15 protein-coding genes are annotated in these 20,145 nt (G+C 63.4%); 4 read left to right on the forward strand and 11 right to left on the reverse strand.

What is annotated here, in order from left to right; translation table 11 throughout:
* Window positions 1–64: 64 nt before the first annotated feature.
* From VGN72_03105 to VGN72_03120, 4 genes are all read left to right on the forward strand, one after another.
* Window positions 65–856, forward strand: coding sequence for a type II secretion system protein (locus VGN72_03105; protein HEV7298326.1), 792 nt, complete (start codon window positions 65–67; stop codon window positions 854–856).
* 33 nt (window positions 857–889) lie between these two features.
* A complete protein-coding gene (locus VGN72_03110; protein ID HEV7298327.1) occupies window positions 890–1,696 on the forward strand; it encodes a type II secretion system protein in 807 nt (268 codons plus the stop codon).
* Window positions 1,697–1,775: 79 nt separating this feature from the next.
* Window positions 1,776–5,186, forward strand: coding sequence for a sugar-binding protein (locus VGN72_03115; protein HEV7298328.1), 3,411 nt, complete (start codon window positions 1,776–1,778; stop codon window positions 5,184–5,186).
* Between the two features lie 106 nt (window positions 5,187–5,292).
* Complete coding sequence (locus tag VGN72_03120; protein HEV7298329.1) at window positions 5,293–5,949, forward strand: response regulator; 657 nt, start codon at window positions 5,293–5,295, stop codon at window positions 5,947–5,949.
* A gap of 111 nt (window positions 5,950–6,060) precedes the next feature.
* Here the strand turns inward: VGN72_03120 and VGN72_03125 are convergent, their stop codons facing one another.
* The 11 genes from VGN72_03125 to VGN72_03175 form a co-directional block, all read right to left on the reverse strand.
* Window positions 6,061–6,315 (reverse strand): hypothetical protein, encoded by a 255-nt coding sequence (locus tag VGN72_03125; protein ID HEV7298330.1) that lies wholly within the window; start codon window positions 6,313–6,315, stop codon window positions 6,061–6,063.
* Window positions 6,316–6,455: 140 nt separating this feature from the next.
* Entirely contained in the window at window positions 6,456–8,102 is a 1,647-nt protein-coding gene (locus VGN72_03130) for an alpha-L-fucosidase (protein ID HEV7298331.1), read from the reverse strand.
* Window positions 8,103–8,158: 56 nt separating this feature from the next.
* Window positions 8,159–9,166, reverse strand: a complete 1,008-nt coding sequence (locus VGN72_03135; GenBank protein ID HEV7298332.1) for a metallophosphoesterase — start codon at window positions 9,164–9,166, stop codon at window positions 8,159–8,161.
* A gap of 119 nt (window positions 9,167–9,285) precedes the next feature.
* A complete protein-coding gene (locus tag VGN72_03140; protein ID HEV7298333.1) occupies window positions 9,286–10,419 on the reverse strand; it encodes a hypothetical protein in 1,134 nt (377 codons plus the stop codon).
* A 19-nt stretch (window positions 10,420–10,438) separates the two neighbouring features.
* Window positions 10,439–11,197 carry a prepilin-type N-terminal cleavage/methylation domain-containing protein gene (locus VGN72_03145; protein HEV7298334.1) on the reverse strand — a complete coding sequence of 253 codons (759 nt, stop codon included), beginning with the start codon at window positions 11,195–11,197 and terminating at the stop codon, window positions 10,439–10,441.
* A 77-nt stretch (window positions 11,198–11,274) separates the two neighbouring features.
* Entirely contained in the window at window positions 11,275–12,099 is an 825-nt protein-coding gene (locus VGN72_03150) for a PEP-CTERM sorting domain-containing protein (GenBank protein ID HEV7298335.1), read from the reverse strand.
* A gap of 346 nt (window positions 12,100–12,445) precedes the next feature.
* A complete protein-coding gene (locus VGN72_03155) occupies window positions 12,446–15,325 on the reverse strand; it encodes a GDSL-type esterase/lipase family protein (protein HEV7298336.1) in 2,880 nt (959 codons plus the stop codon).
* Between the two features lie 190 nt (window positions 15,326–15,515).
* On the reverse strand, window positions 15,516–16,598 hold the full coding sequence (locus tag VGN72_03160) for a LacI family DNA-binding transcriptional regulator (GenBank protein ID HEV7298337.1): 1,083 nt from the start codon (window positions 16,596–16,598) through the stop codon (window positions 15,516–15,518).
* 383 nt (window positions 16,599–16,981) lie between these two features.
* Window positions 16,982–18,343 carry a radical SAM protein gene (locus VGN72_03165; GenBank protein ID HEV7298338.1) on the reverse strand — a complete coding sequence of 454 codons (1,362 nt, stop codon included), beginning with the start codon at window positions 18,341–18,343 and terminating at the stop codon, window positions 16,982–16,984.
* On the reverse strand, window positions 18,340–19,596 hold the full coding sequence (locus tag VGN72_03170; GenBank protein ID HEV7298339.1) for a hypothetical protein: 1,257 nt from the start codon (window positions 19,594–19,596) through the stop codon (window positions 18,340–18,342). Before VGN72_03170 ends, VGN72_03165 begins: the two co-directional genes overlap by 4 nt.
* Window positions 19,597–19,893: 297 nt before the next feature.
* Window positions 19,894–20,130: a hypothetical protein gene (locus VGN72_03175; GenBank protein HEV7298340.1), complete on the reverse strand. Its 237-nt coding sequence runs from the start codon at window positions 20,128–20,130 to the stop codon at window positions 19,894–19,896.
* Window positions 20,131–20,145 lie beyond the last annotated feature (15 nt).

Below are 20,145 nucleotides of genomic sequence, written 5' to 3' on the forward strand. Positions count from 1 at the left end.
GCACGCATCGGGCGATGCGCGTGGGGGATCAGACCGCACTTCGGATTTTCTTTGGAGGACTGTCATGAGTCGGACAAAGGTCGATCGAGGTTTTACGCTGGTTGAGTTGCTGGTGGTGATCGGCATCATCGCTTTGCTCGTATCGATGCTTCTGCCAGCGCTGAACAAGGCACGTTACCAGGCGGGGCTGGTGAACTGCGCGAGCAACCTGCGACAGTTCGGCATGTCGCTGCAGATGTATGGAAACTATTACAAGGGCGTGGTGCCCATGGGGTACTACGATGGCACGACATGGCCGTCCGTCTACCATAACAACCAGTGGCAGTTCCTCGGGGTGCTGATGGAAAGCGGGATCGTGAAACCGACGGGAAGCATTGCCGCGTTCTATTGCCCGTTAGAGACCGATCCGCGCATCTCGTACAACACGGCCGAGAACAGGTGGCCGATCGTACCGCCGGACTGGGGGCTGCACTCCTTGGGCTACACCGTCCGGCCCGTTACCCGATGGCTGGCCCGTCCCAATAGCGCCGCGCGGTTGGTGGGTCGGACCGACGTTTGGCCCTGGGCCACCGAGTCGTTCCCGAAGATCACGCAGTTCAAGCCACAGCAGGCGATGGCCTCAGATGCCATGATGAAGTTGGACGGACGAGGGACCGGTCACGTGCTGAAGGGATCCAACGTCTGTTCCATCGACGGCTCGGTCCGATGGGTGCCCTTCTCGGTCTACAAGGCGAACCATAACATCATGCTGGGCGGGGCCAATGCGGTGGCGATCAATTCGATCCTATCCCCGCGCACGTTAAACCAGCCGACCTACTCGGGCATCTTCAACGATTTCGACGTGTACAATCGATAAGCGCACCACCGGGTGCGTACAGGGACGGTTGCCATGGCAGTCAAGTCACGCAGTATGGGTTTCACGCTCGTGGAACTGTTGGTCGTCATTGGAGTGATCGCCGTGCTGATCGCGATGCTGCTGCCGGCCCTCGGCAAGGCGCGATACCAGGCGAACATGATCAATTGTGCCAGCAACGTTCGGCAGTTCGGACTTGCACTGCAGATCTACGCGAGCGAGAACCGGGGCGCGGTACCGCTCACCTTCTACTGGGGCGACAACATCCGACGTTCGGAAAACAGCGTGGTCAACAAGAGGGGCCACCTGCTGACGTCCGGCGCCCCATTCCTGCCACCGTTGGGTGACATGATTTTGAAGACGCGAATCGTGCCGAGCCCGAAGCCGTTCTTCTGTCCGTTGGAGACCGTACCGTCCCGGCAGTTCAACACGTCGGTGAACCGCTGGCCGCTGGACACCGCCAATTCCGACTTCATCCTCGGCTATGGTACGCGTCCGGTCGTCGTGGCCAGACCGATCGGCAACGTGATGCCAGCAACTGGCTACGAATTGTCGATGCCGATGCCGAAGCTGACGCAATTCAAGTCGTACCAGGCGATTGCCGCCGACGTGATCCCGCGGAACCTCGCCGGCGCTGTGCCAGCCAACCAACTGCCGGCCGTCTCGCACGCGCTGAAGGGCGTTAACGTCTTCTTTGCCGATTCGTCGGTTTCGTTCGTGCCGTACAAGATCTACAAAGACAGCTACGTCAACGTGCTCTATCCCGCCGGTGAACTGCCCAACCAACTCAATTCGACGAACGACACCGGCATCTGGTTTGACTACGACCGGTACCACCGCTGAGCAGGCATGCGTTGCCCTTATCAAGCTGACCTACAAGTTGCCGAGTGACACCTCAGACTCCTAGCTGAAAGTACGACCCATGAAGTTTCCTACGCACATGCTCCGGTTCGTCATGACCGCCGTTCTCGCCTTCCCCGCCATGGCCGGCGCTGCGACGATCCGTGCGACCGACGCCAACCTGTCGATCGACGCCGGCACGCTCGGCACACTGACGCTTGAATATCCACAGTTGATCGGCGCCGACAACCAGGCCACCAAGCCGAGCGCGGCCAAGGCGGCGGGTGACGCGGTGTCGTTGACCTATGCGGGCGGCGCGACGATCGATGTCACGGTCGCCAATGACGGCACGATCGCGTTCAAGCTCGCAAATTTGCCGGACAACGTGAAGTCGTTCTCCACGACGATGCTGCTCCGCCAGGCTAGCGTACAAGGGGGCACGTATCAGCTCGGCACTGGCGAGGCAAAATCTTTTCCGGTTGAGAAGCCTGACCGGCCGCACCTGTTTCAGGGCCAGTCCAAGGGGATCGTGTTGACCAGCGCGGACGGCAAGACGTTGAGCGTCGCGGCGCCGCGATCGTATTCGTACAACCAATTGATGGACAACCGGGAATGGGGTGGGTCCGTTTTTGCGTGGCGCGTCTCGACGCCGATCGACCCGCGAAACCTGACCTACAATATGAAGGTCGCCGACGGCCCGCTCGCCGACGCGCCTGCGCCTGCCGCCGCCCCCGCCCCCGCCGCCGAAGCTCCGAAGCCTGCGGCACCGGTGGCTGCAAAACCGTTCGAGCTAACCGAAAAGGGATTGCAGTTCGGCGCGGGCACGATCGGCACGTTCACGATCGAGTATCCACAGCTGTTGGGCGAAGATCGTAAGGTGGCTCGGAAGGTGATCGAGAAGAAGATCGACGGCAACAAGGCGGTCGTGCGCTACGAGGGGGGCGCGCGGGTGGACGTTGAGCTGCAGGGCACCGAACTGCTGCTGAAGTTTGCCGACGTCCCCGCCGACGTGAAAAGTTACAACTGTACCACGCTGCTCCCGTTCTCCCTGGCAACCGGTGGCCGGTGGCAGATGAACGACGGATCGGAAACGCCCTTCCCCGCCGAGAAGCAGGAAAGCCCGCACTTGTTCCAAGGCCAGGCGACGCGCGTGACCATCACGAACTTCGAGGACAAGACGATGTCGATCGTCGTCCCCGACCACAGCTACGTGCAGTTGACCGACAACCGCCATTGGAATTGGAAGGTCTTCGCGATCCGGTTCGGTACGCCGTATAACGCGAACTGGGGCACGCAGCGGATCGCGGTCAACTTCGATCAGGCCACGGTCGCAGCGCCGACGGTGAAGAAGCTCGTCGATAAGTTCGGCCAATCGACGCTCGTGGATTTTCCCGACAAGGTCACGAACGTCGACGAGCTGAAGGCCGACGTGGCCGACGAGGCGGAGTACTACGCCAACCTGCAACCGCCCGCGTTCGACATCTATGGCGGTCTGGCGGGCAGTGGCGAACAATTGGGCTTCAGGAAGACCGGCTACTTCCACGTCGAGCAGAAGGACGGCAAGTGGTACATGGTCAACCCGGCCGGCAACGCGTTCTACGCGCTGGGCATTTGCTCGTACTCGCCGGTGGACGACTACACGTACACGCAGGGCCGCGAGGGAATCTACGAGTGGCTCCCGTCGCCCGACGGCGAGTTCGCCAGCGCGTATCGCCCGTCGTCGCCGGGCGTCTTCTCGTATCATCTGGCCAACCAGTTCCGCAAGTACGGCAAGCCGTTCGACCACGAGGAGTACGCCACGCGCATGCTCGAGCGATTCCGCAAGTGGGGCTTTAACACGGTCGGCCCCTTCGCCTCGCCGCGCGAGGCGCTGAAGTCCGCCAACTTCCCGTACGTCATCACGCTGAACTACGGCGCTTGGCCAGGCCTGCCTGACATTCCGGGCGTGCACCGCGCGTGGGACCCGTTCGACGAAGCCAACCGCGCCGCGGTCGAGTCCGCATTCGCTAAGACCGTGCCCGCGCGGGCCGAGGACCCGTTGCTGATCGGCTACTACCTCGTCAACGAACCGCTGTACGAAGACCTGCCGCGGGCGATCCCGCGACTGGACGGTACCAAGCACGCGGCCAAGCGCAAACTCGTCGAGACTCTGCAGTCGAAGTACGAGACGATCGACGCCTTCAACGCCGCTTGGGGCATGACGGCCAAGAGTTTCGATGATTTGATCGCTTCGGGCCTTCCCGTCACCACCGCTGCGGCGGCCGCGGACGTGCAGGCGTACATGGACCTGTTCTTCGAGACCTACTACGCGCTCGTCGCCGACACGTTTCGCAAGCACGACAAGAACCACATGCTGATCGGCAATCGCTTTCAGGCCGGCACGATCAACAACGAAAGCCTGCTGCGCATCGCGGGCAAATACCTGGACGTCATCTCGTTCAACTACTACACCTACGCGGTCGATAAGGACTTCCTGAAGCGGATCCACACCTGGTCCGGCGGCAAGCCGCTCATGCTGACCGAGTTTTACTACAACTCGCCCAAGTCGTCCGGCCTGCCTGGCGGCGGCAAGGACGTGGACAACCAGGAAGACCGCGGCCTCGCCTACCGCAACTACGTCGAGCAAACGGCCTCGCTTGGGTTCGTCGTCGGCGCGACGTGGTTCACCCACGTCGATCAAGCGCTAACCGGGCGTTGGTTCTCGAAGTACAACGGTGAGAACGGGAACTCCGGGCTGATCGCCGTCACCGACCGCCCGTGGAAGCCGATGCTCGCCCACATGATGCAGACGAACTACGGCATCTACGACCTGATTCTGGGCAAGCGCGAGGCGTTCGCTTGGGACGACGCGCGGTTCACAATGTCGGCTGCCAATAAGCGGTTGACCATCCCGCGCGCCGTCGGTGAGGTGAAGATGGACGGCACCGCCGCCGGGTTCCCCGGCACGCCGGCCGAGCAGATCTCTGGCCAGCGGCTGGTGAATGGCAGCGACGCGAATGGCCTTGAGGCGGCGTTCAAACTCTGCTGGGACGACGACAACCTCTACCTGCTCGCCAACATCAGCGACCCGACGCCAATGCGGAACGATCGAACCGGCGACCGCCTCTGGAGCGGTGACGCTGTCGAACTATTTCTGGGGCACGACGCCGTCGGCGAGGGCGGCGCCATGCGGTTCAACGACCAGCAGATCCTGCTCGGGGCCGGCGTGACCGATGGCGAAGCGAAGTGGCACTTTGCCAAGGCGGCGGTGCAGCCGACGGGCGTCCGGCTCGTCGTCACGCCGAACGTCGACGGCAAGGGCTACACGCTCCAGGCCGCCCTGCCGTTCGACGCGCTCGGGTTCAAGCCGACCGTCGGTCGAGAGGTTCGCTTCGACATCGGCATCGACGACAGCGCCGACGGCACCGAGCGGCACCGGCAGCTGATGTGGAACGGTACCGCTCGCAACTCGTCCGACCGCGGCGGTTGGGGACAGGCGATGTTCAATCAGTAGGCCAGTCGGCCGCGCGCCCGGCGAGCGCCGTTCGCCGTCAATCGTCGCTCCCGCGTAGCGAGTGGTTCTATGCCCCAGCGTATCGTCTTCACCGCCAAGCAAACGGTTGCGGCGCAGCGATGGCGAATTTTCCCAACAGCGGTTCATCAACGTCGCGTGGCAGGTGGGCCTTGGGCTGGCCATCATACGGCAGTTGGTAGAACTGCACGGCGGCACCGTCCGGGCCCACAGTGCTGGCGAGGGCAACGGAGCGACGTTCACCGTGATGCTGCCGCACCTGCGGCCCCGGCAGATGACCGGCGGGTTGGGCAGAGCGGGCACGGCGAGCACGCGCCCCGGCAAGCTCGACCCGGCCCCGATGCTCGCCGGCGTGCGGGTACGGTTGGTAGAGGACGACCCGAGCATGCTCTCGGCCGTCCAGTTGCTGCTCCGAAAGAGCGGGGCCGAGGCCACGGGGGTCGGATCGGCACGGGAAGCTTTGGCCGTGTTCAACGAGTCGCTTTCGACGAACCGGCCGTTTGACGTGCTTACGAGCGATCTGGGCATGCCGGGCATGGACGGGTACGGACTGATCCGCGAGGTCCGCCGGATCGAGCGGGAGCGGGGCTTCTCCCGAGGTATTCCGGCCGTCGCCCTCAGCGCTTACGCGCGGGAGGAGGACCGGGCTAAGTCCACCGTAGCAGGCTTCCAAATGCACGTGTCCAAGCCTGTGGAACCCGCCGAGTTGGTCACCATGGTCGCCAGCCTCGCCGGTCGAGCATGAGGCTCGCATTGCACGGCAGCAACGTTTGCCCGCCCTCCTTCTGTACCCGCCGGCTTTTTTGCGCAGCTAGCGGTAGAGGCCGATCAGCCTGAAGGCGTTTCAATGTCGCCCTCACCGCGGCTTTTCATACCACTCCTGGCGTCGCTTGCGCTGACGCTCGCGGAGCGCGATGAGTTGTTCGGCCAGCCGCGCGTCCCGTTGTAGCTCTGGGTCGGCAGAATCGAGCGCCGTTCGGAGCAGGTTGTGATCGGTCGCCGCTAAGCGGATCGCCGCGGCGATTGCATACTGTCGGAGCACGTTCCGATCGTCCTTTAGATGCGCCGTCACCTGATTGGGATCTTGCGCCGCATCGCTGCGAAACCGCATGTAAGCCACCTTGGACGTCTCGCTCTAACAGTGCCTGCGCCGCGTCCAAATGCGCGTCGGTGGCCCTAGGATCTTCGAACTTTCTCGGTTGATGAGTCCCTGGCGGGCACTGTCTGAACGAGCGTCGGATGATCCTGGTGTCACAGCAGCTCAACGTGCTTTGGCTCGATGTCGTCGCCGACCGCCATGCGCGTTGCGCGGAATCGGACGTAGCGGGCGGTGACATCGCATGGGACGATCTGCGGGGCCGCATTGGCCATCACGTTCCCGAACTCGCCGCTCAGGACGGCGCTCGACCAATTTTCCGGCGTGGTCGCGAACGATAGCTCATAACGACTTACACGACGTGCGATGCTCGGCATATAGCGAACGCCGCGCACGCGCACCGCCGCGCCCAGATCGAAGACGAGCTCCACAGGCGACAGCTGGGTGACGCTTGCGGCGTGCACGCGCCGTACTTCCGTGGCGGTATCGGCCAGGTCCGGCTCGAGATAAAGGCCGACGTGCTCTATCAACGGTTCGCCGCGCGAATCGGTGACGCGCACCCGAAACCGTTTCGCGGTCGTCTGTGGGACGCGGATCAGCCGTTGAGCGCCGACCGCCTCGACCGACGCGATTTCGACCCACCGTCCATCCTCGCGCTCGGCTTCAGCAAGCCATCGCCCGATGCGCTGTCCGTGCGCGATCCGCTCGCGAAGCTCGATCACGTTCACGCGCTGCGGCGCAGCAAACGCGAGATTGATCGTCATTGAATGGCCGGCCGTAGTCCGCTCGATTTCCGCGCGTTCGGCCAAATTCGTCGCGAATGTACGATCGAGGTGCGACCGGAAGCCCGCCAGCGACGCGCGATCCGTCTCCGGGATCAACCCGCGCCGGTCGGGCGGCAGATTGAGCAGGAAATTGGCTCCGCGCCCGACGGATGCGAAGTAGAGGTCGACGAGATTGCGGGGCGAACGGACGGCTTCGTCTTCGGCGGCATGGTAGAACCATCCGGGCCGGATCGAGACGTCGCACTCGGGAATCAACCAGGTCGGGCCGTCGCAGTCCCCACGATTGAGCCTGGCGCGATCGGCCTGCCCGGGCCAGGCACCGGTCGTGTCGATCGTGTACCAGCAGGGATCACCCGCGATGCCCGACTCGTTGCCGACCCACCGCACGTCGGGGCCGGTATCGGAGAAGATGACGGCATCCGGCTGCAGGTCACGCACCATTTGCCACGTCCGCGGCCAGTCGTAGTACGTGCGGTTGTCGATCGACCGCTGCTCCCGCGCGCCGCCGTAGTAGCCGTCTCCACCGTTGGCGCCGTCGAACCACACCTCGAACAGCTCGCCATAGTTGGTTAGCAGTTCGCGAAGTTGGCCGCGGTAGTAATCCAAGTATGCAGGCCTGCCATACTCTGCATGGTTCCGATCCCACGGGGATAGGTAAACGCCAAACTCGATGCCGGCGGAACGGCATGCCCGTTCGAGTTCGCGCACAACGTCACCATTTCCGTTCCGGAACGGACTGTTGCGGACCGAGTGGCCCGTGAGTTCGCTGGGCCACAGGCAGAACCCGTCGTGATGCTTGCACGTGAGGATCAGCCCTTGCATGCCGGCGAGGCGCGCCGAATCGACAATTTGATCGGCGTCAAATGCGCTTGGATCGAAAATTGACGGCGGTTCATCGCCGAACCCCCATTCTTTGTCTGTGAACGTATTGGTCGTGAAGTGCACGAAGCCGTAGAAGGCCCGCTCATGATGGCGCAGTTGGCGCGTGCTGGGTGATGGACCGGACGGCACTTCCACTTGTTATTCCTACAACATGGCCATTCGGTTCCAACGCACTCCCGAACTACAACTGCTCAACGGGAGTGGTTGCTCATCGCCGCCGTCGCCAGCAGCGGCCTTTCCCGTGGGGGAACGCCCGAACCGGCTGACCAGGAGTCGACTTCGGACTGAGTTACCAGATCTGTGCTGATGATGTTAACAGATTGGCGGGCATACGAGATGTGTACGCTGCGCACGGTCAGGTCGTCGTGGTGCCGCGGCGTCCATGTTTCATTATCGCGTCGGCCGTAACCCCAACCATCGGGGCAGTGGACTTGCCAGACGCCATCGTCGGTCTGATATGCGCCGAACAGAGGGTGCGTGGCAGCAAAGTGAACGTGTCCTGAGAGCCACCAGGTCGCATGGCTTCGGCGACGTAACCGCGAGCGTACGGCAGACGTCGGCACGTAGTAGGGCCTGCGGCCGGCCTCGTAGTAGCGGGCGCCGTCCAGTTGCGCCGACAGCAGCGGGAAGTGACAGAAGACCAACAGCGGCACGTCGCTCATCTCGTCCAATTGATTCGCGAACCACGCCTCGTGCTCCGGATCGAGCCGCGCGCTGGAGTCGGTCGCAACGCTGTCAACGCCAAGCAGGACGCACCCCATTTTGCCGTTCTGATTCGCGTGATAACGGCTCTCGATGCCGTAGAACTTCTCGAACCGGCGAAGCAACGATTGCCCAACGGTGGCCGGTGAGTGCGTCCACACCTTGGCGTATGCGGACGCGTCGTCGTCGTCCTGCGGGACGAACGAAAACTCATGATTGCCGTTGACGACCGAGTAAGGCCGGTCCAGCGCTGCGATGAAGTCGCGTACTTTGGCGTACTCGCCGGGCGTGCCGTAGCAGGCCGTCATGTCGCCGAGCAGGACCACCCAGTCGTGCGCGTCGAGAAACGCCCGGTTGCCCAAGAGCAGTTCCTTCTGGCGCGGCCCGAACGGGATGTGCAGGTCGGGCAACACCAGGATGCGCAGCATGTCGCGCCCCGACATCGCCTCGGCAGGCGTAACGGGACGGCGTTCGGCGGATAAGCCGTTCATGCGCATGGACAACTCCTTCCTCAACAACTTCCGGACGTCTCGATGACACCGGCACCGGGCGTAGCGACTATTGATGCTCCCAGACGTACACGGGTTCTTCGCCGACCTGAACGGTGACGTACCCGTTAACCGCGGCCAACGTCTGGCGGCGCCTCCATCGGTTGACGCAGCAGGTCGACGTGCTTCACGAGGCTGTTGATCGCACCATCGGCGTCGTAGCTGTGCATCTCCTCGTACCAGTGGCCCGACACAACGTCGACCTGATTCAGGATGCCCGCCTCGACTTGGGCGTTCACGTACTTTTTGTGGTCACCGGCGCTAACGGCGATGCCGATGATCCGCGGCTTGCCGGGCGACCGTTCCCGCTCCTCCCGGAGGATGCGCGCCATCTCGACCAACTGCTGCGGCGTGCCGTTCCAGCGGTCGGAGGTGTTGGCTTCGTTCCACGTCTCAACCGCCGCCAGCGTGTTCGTGCCGTCGTCGTACCGGTCGAGCAAGGCCCGCACGTAGGTGCGGTAGTCGTTCATGTCGTCGGGCGGGTTGGCGATGCCCCCCTTGATCCACTTGATCGGCACCGCTCGTTCAGGCGAGACCGACCATGCAGGCGCGCTGTCGTCGGCAAGCGTCATCCGGCCGCCGATGCGCTTGATCGTCTCGAATTGCCCGTCAAGCTTGGTCCAAATGTACTCGCCGCGCTGCGGGTTGTTGGTGGCCCAATGCGTGAAGACGCGATAGGTCTTAAAGCCCTGGAGCGGTGGGAGGTCCGCCGACAGGTGCGTGTTCAACGGCCAATCGTCAGGAAGATCGCGCGCCCATCGTGCCGGTGCGTGGCCGATGAACTGGCGAGCGGTCGCAAGCGGCGCGACATCGCCACTGGTCGATGGCTTGGCCATCAACGCCATGTCCAATCGGTACATCCCGTTCGCGAGCGACGGTGCGTACTCGACATGAGCTGGTTGTCCCCCCGTGATCTCAACCGGCAGCTCCTCGACCACCTGCTCTTCGGTGAGCAGGTCGGCGCGCGTGATCAGCAGCCGCCCCGACCAGGTTGGCGCAGTGGGATCGGGTTCGATGCGCACGTTAAGCTTGGCGGGCTGCTGGGGCGTATAGAGTCCCAGTGGCACACCGGCATCAACGCTGAGCTTCATCTCGGCCATAACGGATTGGGCCTCGGTGAGCAGGCTCAGGGCAATCAAACCGGCCGTCAACCCGGTGTGGCGAAAGGTTCTGCATTGTCGAGACGGATTCTGACCGGCCATGTTGACGCTCCCGCTGGACTTAGTTCGTAATGGGTACCCAATCGTCGTTGAACTGCTGGCCGCGGAAGATCGTCTCGACGTGCATGTCGGCAAACAGCGCATTCGACCGCTTGCCGTGGGTAACGTTGTCGATCTCGTAGCCGAGCATCGACACGTTGGCCGACTGCGGCCAATTGGCCCAGTTGCTGGCGTCGACCTGCCACTGCTCCATGCGAAGCTTTTCCCACAGCAGGATGCCCTGAGACGGTAGGCGCGTCAGCTTGTTCGGCACCTCGTTGACCCAGGGGAAGTCGCGGTTGATCCAGCCGCCCTTAGCGCCGTCGTCGCCGGCCCAGGTGTAGCTGTAGCTGTTGCCCTTGCCGTTCACGTCACCGAAGGGAGTAATGTTGGGATCGTTATCGAACTTCCCCGGGCAGAGGAACAGCCCGCCGCGCCCGAAGAGGTAGTTCCGGTACGCCGAGGTGTCCGGCACGCTGTTCGGTCGCTTCTGCCCGAGGTATGGACCGACCAGTGCGGCCCAGCTGTAGCGGGAGCTGCCGTAGATGTAGACGCCGCTGCTGTTCCTGGGATGCAGCGGCGGGATGTAGTTTCGGTTGTCGTTGCCGTACATCGTCAGGCCAAGGCCGAGCTGCTTGAGCTGGCTCGCGCATGCCACCGCTTGGGCCGAACGTCGCGCCTTCTGCAGCGACGGCAACAGGATCGAGATGAGCAGTGCGATGATTCCGATCACGACCAGCAATTCAACCAGCGTGAACCCGCGGTGCTTTTGCCCTCTCATGGGATTACTCCTCTTCATTCTCAGGACCGGTCATCTTGTGGGACCAGCTAGTTTGCAATCGGCCTCTCGCCGCCACGTTACGCACGGCGCCGACGCAGGGCAGCCATCAGCCCGACGCCAAGCAGGGACAGCGACGCCGGCTCTGGGACCACGGCCGTCGCTTCCGTCAGGCGCAGGGCGTTCACGTACCACGCCACGTTCGCCACGGCACCATTGGCATCCCCGCCGGTGACCGTGATGCTGAAGTCTCCATCGCTGCCCGGGCTGATGCTGGAGAAGCGGGCGACATGACCAGCATCGTTGTTGCCAACGGTGAACGTCGCGGCGTCGTTGGTCATGCCCGATGGCGTGCTTGAGATCACGGCGCCGTCGCTGCTGGCGTTCACGAACGAGTCGATGTCGGAGATCTGATAACGGTTCTTTCGAGCCGTGTCGATCGAGCCGCTGGCGCGATTGCCCGTGCTGGCAAAGTCGTACGTCCTCGTCGGGTCCAGGCCGGAAAACGTGAACGTCGCCGTGTTGGCCGTGTTACCGCCGTAGGTCAGATTGCCGTTCAGGTTGACCCCGTCCACCATGAACAGCACACGAGCGTCACTGTCGACCGGCGGGCTCGGGGTCCAGGCAGAGTCGCCGCTGTTGGCGAAAGGGCTGGTGCCCGGCCGCGTCAGGACGACCGTGAGCGAGGCGTTGGAAATCGTCGTTCCAGTTTCGTAATTGACCAAGTCCGTGACGAGCGTTTTTTCCAAGCCCGAACCGTCCGTGCCAACCGACAAATTCCTGGCGTTGCCTGTACTTTGCGTATTGGTACCGCCTAGGTCGACGTACGCGATGAAGTCAGCCTGCGCTAAAGATGGAACTGCCAAGACTACGACCGACAGTAGAATGCTACGCGATGTGAACATGCTATTCCCTCTCCGATAGAATCCAAAAACAATTTATACGCTTAAAAAGAGATGCAAGTCTTAATTCCCAGAGGTCGATTCCCAAAGACTGGGCTTTCCGCAAATGTACCTATGGTTGCAAGCCTAAACGCTTGTCATCCACCCGCTTGCCTCTGAATTCACCAACGAAGCTGAGGCCGCTTTCATTCGCTGGCACCAAGCCAATCAGCTGTCCCATGCTCATATTACACCTTATTTATGCGTATACAAACGGATTTCCAGTTTTTTTGTATTCGCTCCCATTCTTACTGGGTTGACCCACTTGCAAGAGAGCCAGCGGGTCGGACCAGGCAGAAGGAGCCACAAGTTACTGGGCGGTGCCCGCGAGGGTGATCAGTTCCAGCGGGCGAATGCGGACGCGAAGTTCATTCCCTTCAATCACTACATCTTCCGTTTTGCCACCCGGCGACCCGGGCCCCCGGCGATGGACTCGAAAGCGCTGCGGCATTCCGTCGGTCGCGGCGGCGAACCTCACCGTCACCTCGTAGCTCTCCGCCGGTCGGCCCATCTGCTCGCGTTGCCAAGCTGTCGCCTGGTCGCTCGTGAAGAAGTCAGACGTGAAGTTGCTCAGCATCACCGTCCATTTCCCGTCAGGTTGACGCGCCGCAACGGCGCTGACGCGCGGCTTGTGGCCGTACGTCCATGCCATGCCCTCGTCGGCGGAACTGCGGCAACGAAAGATCGTCGAACCGATCGGCAGGGCCCGGCTGATCATGCCGTAGTACGCCGCCTTCTCGAACGGGATAAGGCGAAACGGGTCAGATTCGTAGGCGAAAATGCGGGTGGCATTGTCCCTTGGGTCCACCCGCTCGTAACCGATAAAGTGGATCCATCGGTGGACCCCGTGATTCAGGTCACTCAGCACGCGCGACGCCAGCGAGGCGGCCACCCGGTGGTCGCCCGGCGCCTCTGGGCCGTTGTCCGAAGCCTCGGTCTGCCAATATTCGACCCGCTGCCCGTCCACACGTTCGGCGACCGCGGCCGTCGGACCCATGTTGTACGTGTGCGAGGCAATGGCATGAAGCGCGTTCCAAGCTTCCGCGTCCTGCCGCATCGCATCGACGTTTCGCAGCAGGTGCCCGTCGGCGTTCGCGTTTTCGGGCGCGATGATCTTGACGGCAGTTAACCCGCGCCGATCCAGCTCGCTGCGCAGGCGCTTGACGATGCCCGCCAGCTGTGTCGGGGTGAACGCTACCGGGTCGTTTGGCTCGTTCTGCAGTCCTGTCGCGTCCAGGCTCACGCCGCCATCGCGCAAGGCGGTGACGGTGTCGGCCAACAGCACCGCGTAGGCGTCGGTTTCGGATTCCTTCAGCCGTACTTTGTCGGGCGCGGCCTCGCGCGGTTCTGTCATGTATGACGGGCAGCGACTTGGGGCCAGCAGCAACGTCGTCGCGCCACTGGCCTGGGCATCGCGGATCATGCCCGAGGTCAGGTATCGATCGATGAAGCCCGACACGTCCACCGTCCCACGCTCGGGCGACACCGTATCCAGGTGAATCCAGAGCCGCAGCGTGTTGAAGCCCAGATCGCGCCACAGGGCGTCGTTCAGTTGCGCCCGGGCAGCGGCGGGAAGCTTGCCGTAGTTGCTTCCATCGTTGATAAGGCTGGCCCCGAAGCCACCGAACCGCTGTCGCGGCGTCGCATCGACGTCGATCGTCAGCGGTTGATATGTCACGGGCGCTGCTGCGCCTGCCGCCGGCGCGGTGGCGCCTGCATCAGCGGTAGCGAACCGCCCGATCCGGATCGACATGCCCTCCCAGTAGGCCCCGCCACCACCACCATCCGCATTCGTGTCAACCTGGAATGCCAGTTCATCGCCGGCCTGCATCTGGAGTTCGGCGGTGATGTTCAATCCCGCCTTCCTGTCGCTGTCCGTCGATGCAAACGCGATTGACTTGCCCACGTCCGCAGCGCCGGTGAAGTGAATTACATATAACGCGATGGCCTTGTGATGGCTCCACAGCGTCACCCCGTCCGACGTCGCGGAGACGACGTACCTTCCGTTTGCGGGCGCGATGAAGCTGAGCACGCCCAGTGCCTTGTCCTTGGCGCCCAGCCGGCTGCCCGCACGGTTCCCTTCTGCCTTCGCGGCCAGGGATTGTGCCTTGGGATGGTCGGCCGTGAACGCCCGGGCGGCCGGAAAGTATTGCATCGCTCCGCTGCGTTCGGATCGCAGGAGCCCCACCTCGTTCGTCAGCTTCATCCCCGCCGTGGTCGGCAGCGTCGCCAGCCGCCAGCGGACCTGCCCACCGTCCTTGAACTCCGGCTGGTCGGTCCAGTTCAGGCCGAAAATGGGTAGCGCGTAGGTCGCTTCCGCCTTGGCGCCCGCTGCATCCGTCACCGGATCGGTCGGCGCCATCGGCTCGGCTGGCTCCGTGGGCGCGTCTGCAGCCAGGTCAGCAATCAGCGTTTCGCCCAACGCGTGGGAACCGGCGTTGCCAGCCGCCAACACCTGCTGCAAGGCAGCGACAATCGTTTTCGTGTAGATCGCGTAGTCTGCAGGCTTCGGATGAACGACGTCCCCGAAAAGCGCCTCCCACGATTCGGCGTTCGCATTGACGGCCTGACCGACCGCTGCGCCGGTGTTCACACTGGGAATCTGGTAATGCGCCGCCACCTGTTCGTGGAACGCCGCCACCGCGGGCAGCTCCCCCTTGGCGTATGTCGGGAGGAACTCCTTCTTCGCGTGGTACATGAACGCGATGTCGGTCTGCGGGTCGCGCGTCCACGTCTTTCGCACGAGCCGTTCCATCCATTCGCGCGCATCACCGTCGTCGTTGACGGCGAACTCGATCAGCACGAGGTCGGGCTTTTCGGCCAACACGTCGCGCTCGTACCGCTGACTACCGAACTTTGAGTTTGTCCCGCCGATGCCCGCATTGACGACGTTGATGGCGGACGCGGGATAAGCCTCTTTCAGCCATCTGCCGACGCCCGCAACGTAACCGTTCTCGCGGCCGCCCTCGGTGACTGATCCTCCGATAAAGACCACCGTCAGTGGCTGCCCCGCCGCCAACTTTGCAGCGGCGTTCGGCAGCCCGCCGCGCACCTCTACGAAATCCAGCTGAGCCCCCGGTGCCGGTGCGGCGCCATCGGCGGCGCGCGCGGTTCCCCAACCGTTGGCGAGCCAGCCCACCACCGCAACCACACCAAACAGGAACGTGTGTAACTTTCGAATACCCGTCATGCCTGATCCCTCGCTTCTGGAAATGTATGCTCGCCGCGACACGCAATTGTCATAGTTGCCCCAACCGGTGATTCCCGAACCCACGCGGGAACCGCAGCGGCACCATTCGATGTGCCAGCGGCGAAAGTTGTACTTGCAACCACTCACGCGTGCGTCTAACTTGGACCGGTCCGAAAAACTTCAGGTGCGATCACTTATGCCACGGAAGACACGATTCGCCAGCCTCAAAGCCGAACTTGATCGACAAAGGCGGCAGCATCTGATTGGGATCCTCGATCTTCGCGAGTAGCATCCGCACGGACTCGCGCCCGACAGCCTGCGTCGGATTGACGAACGTATCGATCGCGAAGCCCGTTTCGTCACAGCGACCGCCGTGAAACGTGACGACAGACAGATCCGGGGGCACGCGCATGCCCAACGCTCGCGCGGCGTCAATCGTGGGCCAAGCCGTCGTTTCCGAGTAACAGATGACCGCTGTCGGGCGATCCCGCTCAGGCTCCGAGAGCCACGAAGTGGAGTACGCCACGCGTTTGGCGCGCGGCAACTCTCGCGTGATTATACGGGACGGCAACCCCGCCTCCGCCATGGCAGCCTTGTAGCCCGCCTGCCGATCGCACGTGCTGTAGTGGCTTCCACCCGAATACGAGACGAACGCGATCCGCTGGTGCCCCAACGCCAGCAACCGGCGGGTCGCCTGGTGGCCAGCGTCTAGATCGTCTGGGAACACGCAGTTCGCCTCTTGGCGCGAATTGATCCACACGGACGGGACGCGATACTCGGCAATAAGTTCGATCAGCGAGGGCGGGATGTCGGCATTGTAATTGATCAGCAGCCCGTCAGCCATCAACTGACGGAGGATCTTGGGCACGTAGCCCGTGTTCGTCAGCTTTTCGTCTGGCAACTTCGCGACGGTCAAGTGCAGGTCGAGTTCGGCAAGTCCATCCTGAATGCCGTCCATCATGCCGGTGAACAAACTGCTGCGGTGGGGTTCCGTGCTGAGCAGCATCGCGATCGCCCCGAACCGCCCCGTCGCCGTCGCCTTGGCGGCCGCATTCGTGCGATAGCCCAACTCTTTGGCTACGCGCAGAACTTTTTCACGCGTTTCCGTGCGATACAAGTGCCCTTTGTTATTGAGGATGTTACTGACAGCCGGCTGCGTTAGCCCGACCTGAGCAGCGATCTGCTTAAGTGTTATTGCCACTCCCACCACCTCGCATCGAATAACTAAAATATTTAAGCGTATAAAACGACTTGTGTCAAGCCAGTAGAACATCACAGCATAACCACTGCGTGCCTGCTCTGGATCTTACCGTTCCAAGCGAGGGAGAGGTTTGTGGCAGACTTCCGCGGGCGTGCAGAAGGAGGAAAATCTGGCCGGCGATCGTGGCCGTCCGGAGGAGCAGATGGTCAGCTCTAACATTACCCCGCCCTTCCCCTCCTCCAGTTCCGCCAGCGTCTCCCGCAGCGCCGCTCTTAAACAGTCGTCGCATCGCTAAATATGGCCGAGGGCGCACCTGTTAACTAGCGAGTTAGCGCACCGCGACGGCGAGGAAAATTCAGCTCCCACCTCCCGGCCGAGACGGTATGGTGGCCGGCGCGCGGGGTTGGCCATTGACCGTAGTTGCGTCATTCCGCACAGAGTGAGGCGCAGTGCCCCTAGCGTACGTCGAGGAGATTCCTGACGTGGGCGCGCTTGCGGAGATCGTCAAAGAATGGACGCCGTCGCAAACGCATCGAGCGACGGCTGTATAGGCGTCGGCTGAGCCACCGCATGCCCTCTTGAAGCGCTTCCATGCTCATTCTCTGCGGACGGAAGTTCACGTCGAACAGCGTGCACAAGTCCCACCGATCCGGTTGCAGGATCCGCCCCTCGCGGGCAAGCCGGTCGTACAGAGGCGTGCCCGGAAATGGCGTCAGCACGGTGATCTGCACGTCGAACAGCGGCACCTCCATCGCGAACTCAAGCACCTGCTCAAAGATCGCTGGCTCGTGGCCGTCGAGGCCGAGAATGAAGCAACCGTTCACAGTTATGCCGTGCGACTGGATCCGCCGCAGGCGCTCGACGTACCGCGGCGCCCACCGGGCCTTCGCGTTACGCCGCTGTTCGAGTCCCTCGAGCGGTGCCTGTGCCGGGCTCTCCAGGCCGACCAACACCTGGCGACATCCGGCAGCGCGCATCAACGACAGCAGTTCCGCGTCGTCCGCGACCGTCACGTCCGTCTCCGTGAACCACCGGATTCCGAGCGGGATCAGCGCGCGGCAAAGCGCCTTGCCCCACGCCTTGTCGACGAACGTGTTGTCGTCGGCGAACTCGATGAACGCCTGCGGGCGAAGCCGCTGGATCTCGCGGATGTCGCGAATCACGTCATCCACGGGACGCTTGCGGTACGTTCGGCTGAGCATCACCGTCGACGCGCAGAAATCGCACCGCCACGGGCACCCACGCGACGTTTGCACCGTAAAGCGGTCGTACGGGCGACCGTCCAGCAAGTCGTAACGAGGCGTCGGTAGCCGCGCGACATCGACCGGCGGGTAATCCTTGGAGTCGAACGTTCGGGGCGACGCGGTGGCCCGCGAGCCGCTGGCCCGGTCCCGGTCGGCCGTTGCGACGACCGCTGGCCAAACGTTGTCCCCCTCACCGACGATCACGTAGTCCGCGTGCCGCGCCGCCTCGTCCGGCCGCACGCTCACGTGCAGCCCTCCCATGGCGACCGCAACCCCCGCGCCGCGCAACCGTTTGGCGATTGCGTACGCCTCGAAGACCTGGGCCGAGAACGTGCTGATCGCGACGAGGTCACACTCGTACACCTCATTCGGTTCCTTGCCGTCCCCCTCGGCCTCAAAGTACCGCAGTTCGTGCCCCGCCGGCGTCGCCGCCGCGAGGTAAAGCAGCCCGAGGCTCGGCAGTGACGCGATCGTCTTGCCGCGTTCGACAAAGCCGGGCAACGTCAGGCCCAACCTGAGCAACTCCGGGTCGTGCGCACGCACGCCGCTCATCGCGAGGAAGCCGATCTTCATTTGCCGCCTCCGACCACAGCGCGCGTCGCAGGCCGCGTCGTCGGCACATCCCGATTGTCGTGGCGGAAGGCCAGCGCCCGGATCACCTCGTTGTGCCTCACGCGAAGCGCCGCCCCCTCGGGTAGCTGGTCTAGGACGCGTTGGACGTCCGTCCAACGGGCTGCTTCCTGGTAAATGGCACCCCGGGACAGGAACCTGCGCTCGAACTTATCGAGGTACTGTGCCCGGACCCAACCGGCGGCACCGTGGGCGTCGATAACGTCGAGCACGGCGATGACGTCCGGCACCTCCGCCTCGGGCCACCCGATGCGGGGCGGCGGATCCCACAGCGGCGGGTAGTCGGACTGCGCATGGCGCGACATGGTGGCGATCGCGGCCTCCAGATCGTTGGCCCGCAACAACCGCTCGGCCTCGGAGCGACGCTGCTGCGGAGGCTGCGTGACCGGCAGCAGCATCCCAAACGCGATCAACGCGACGGCGCCGAGCGCGAGGGGACCCCGCGCTATGCCAGGTAGCGCTGCCGCTGCCATGGCCAGGGGGTCGCCTCGTGTACCCGTTCCGGGCGGGCGTTCTCTCAACCAAATGACCGACGCGATAATCGCGAGGATCGGCAGCGATGCTATCGTGACGAGCCTCGCGATCAGGCCGGTGCTCTGCAGGAGTTGGTCGACCTCGGTCAGGCGGACGCCACCCATCACCTGCAACGTGGGGATGGGCGCCGCGATCAGAGCGATGACGGCGAACACGTCGGCCACGAATGCCGCCAGGAAGAAGCTGGCGCCGAAGCCACGCCCGGTCACGACCTGCACCAGGCGAGCGGTGACGAAGCCGCGCCACGCGGAGACGACGGCCAACGTCCACAGGTTCGCCCGCACCGATTGAGCCGGTTCGAGGAAACGCTCGTAGGGGATCGCGTAAAACAACGCCATGGGCGCCGTTAACCAGAACAGGCCGAGGAACTGACGATATCCGTTCCAGAACTGACCTTCCCGGTTGCCGCTGCGCACCAATACGAACAGCGCGGCCGAAAGCGCAACGGACGCTGCGAACGGGATCAGGAGGTGCCACGGCTGGCGGCGGAGGTCTTCCTGGTCGTACTCGCGTGCGAGCGCGGCGACGCCCACGAAGACCATGCCCACCCAAAACGTCGATGGATCGCGGGCGGCTGCCTCGACTGACCCGCGCCGGCCGGCCAGCACCCCCGCGAGGTGTGCGAGCGTCAGCCGTCGCGTCGGACTCGTAGCCTCGACCATTCCGTCATCCAAGTGGTTTGCCGTTCGAACAGCTCAGCTGGCCCACGTTGGGTGGTTCGGCCGCCGCCAGTCGCACTGGCGGCTTTAGGATACCCGCGTCATCCATTCGATCCAGCGCGAGCAAACCCCGCTAACTCGGTAAAAGGGGTTCGCCGTGAAGTGTTCTCACGCCTTGCCAGACAAGAATTCATGAAGATCGTTGAGCTGGCCGACGTATCGCACCAGATCCTGGACCGCACGACCGCGACGTTCGCATTCCCGCATGCCGGCTGCGGGGCATTGATCTTGGCGGGGGGTTCAGACCAGCTTGTGCTGCCGCGATGCCGCCGCGCCCGTGGCACGTGGAACTTGATCGGGCGCGAGGACGGCAACGCGTCCGGAGATCAATTCCAACGTGTGCAATTGCCGGCGGAGCGGGTCGAGGCGCCGGGTGAACCGCACGCAGCTGACGTGCCAGGCGCCCTTCACGTGGTGACACGTGACGACGGCGCCAGGCACGGCCGCAACCTGACCGTTCTCATGCGGCAGGTGCACAACCAGCGCCGATCC

This window comes from Tepidisphaeraceae bacterium, from assembly GCA_035998445.1.
GTDB lineage: Bacteria > Planctomycetota > Phycisphaerae > Tepidisphaerales > Tepidisphaeraceae > DASYHQ01.

Coding starts and splice junctions, on each gene's coding strand:
- VGN72_03170 (HEV7298339.1), bottom strand. CDS start 19,596: ATGGTCGAGGCTACGAGTCCGACGCGACGGCTGACGCTCGCACACCTC.
- VGN72_03155 (HEV7298336.1), bottom strand. CDS start 15,325: ATGACGGGTATTCGAAAGTTACACACGTTCCTGTTTGGTGTGGTTGCG.
- VGN72_03165 (HEV7298338.1), bottom strand. CDS start 18,343: ATGAAGATCGGCTTCCTCGCGATGAGCGGCGTGCGTGCGCACGACCCG.
- VGN72_03105 (HEV7298326.1), top strand. CDS start 65: ATGAGTCGGACAAAGGTCGATCGAGGTTTTACGCTGGTTGAGTTGCTG.
- VGN72_03145 (HEV7298334.1), bottom strand. CDS start 11,197: ATGAGAGGGCAAAAGCACCGCGGGTTCACGCTGGTTGAATTGCTGGTC.
- VGN72_03115 (HEV7298328.1), top strand. CDS start 1,776: ATGAAGTTTCCTACGCACATGCTCCGGTTCGTCATGACCGCCGTTCTC.
- VGN72_03150 (HEV7298335.1), bottom strand. CDS start 12,099: ATGTTCACATCGCGTAGCATTCTACTGTCGGTCGTAGTCTTGGCAGTT.
- VGN72_03140 (HEV7298333.1), bottom strand. CDS start 10,419: ATGGCCGGTCAGAATCCGTCTCGACAATGCAGAACCTTTCGCCACACC.
- VGN72_03135 (HEV7298332.1), bottom strand. CDS start 9,166: ATGCGCATGAACGGCTTATCCGCCGAACGCCGTCCCGTTACGCCTGCC.
- VGN72_03160 (HEV7298337.1), bottom strand. CDS start 16,598: ATGTTCTACTGGCTTGACACAAGTCGTTTTATACGCTTAAATATTTTA.
- VGN72_03110 (HEV7298327.1), top strand. CDS start 890: ATGGCAGTCAAGTCACGCAGTATGGGTTTCACGCTCGTGGAACTGTTG.
- VGN72_03125 (HEV7298330.1), bottom strand. CDS start 6,315: ATGCGGTTTCGCAGCGATGCGGCGCAAGATCCCAATCAGGTGACGGCG.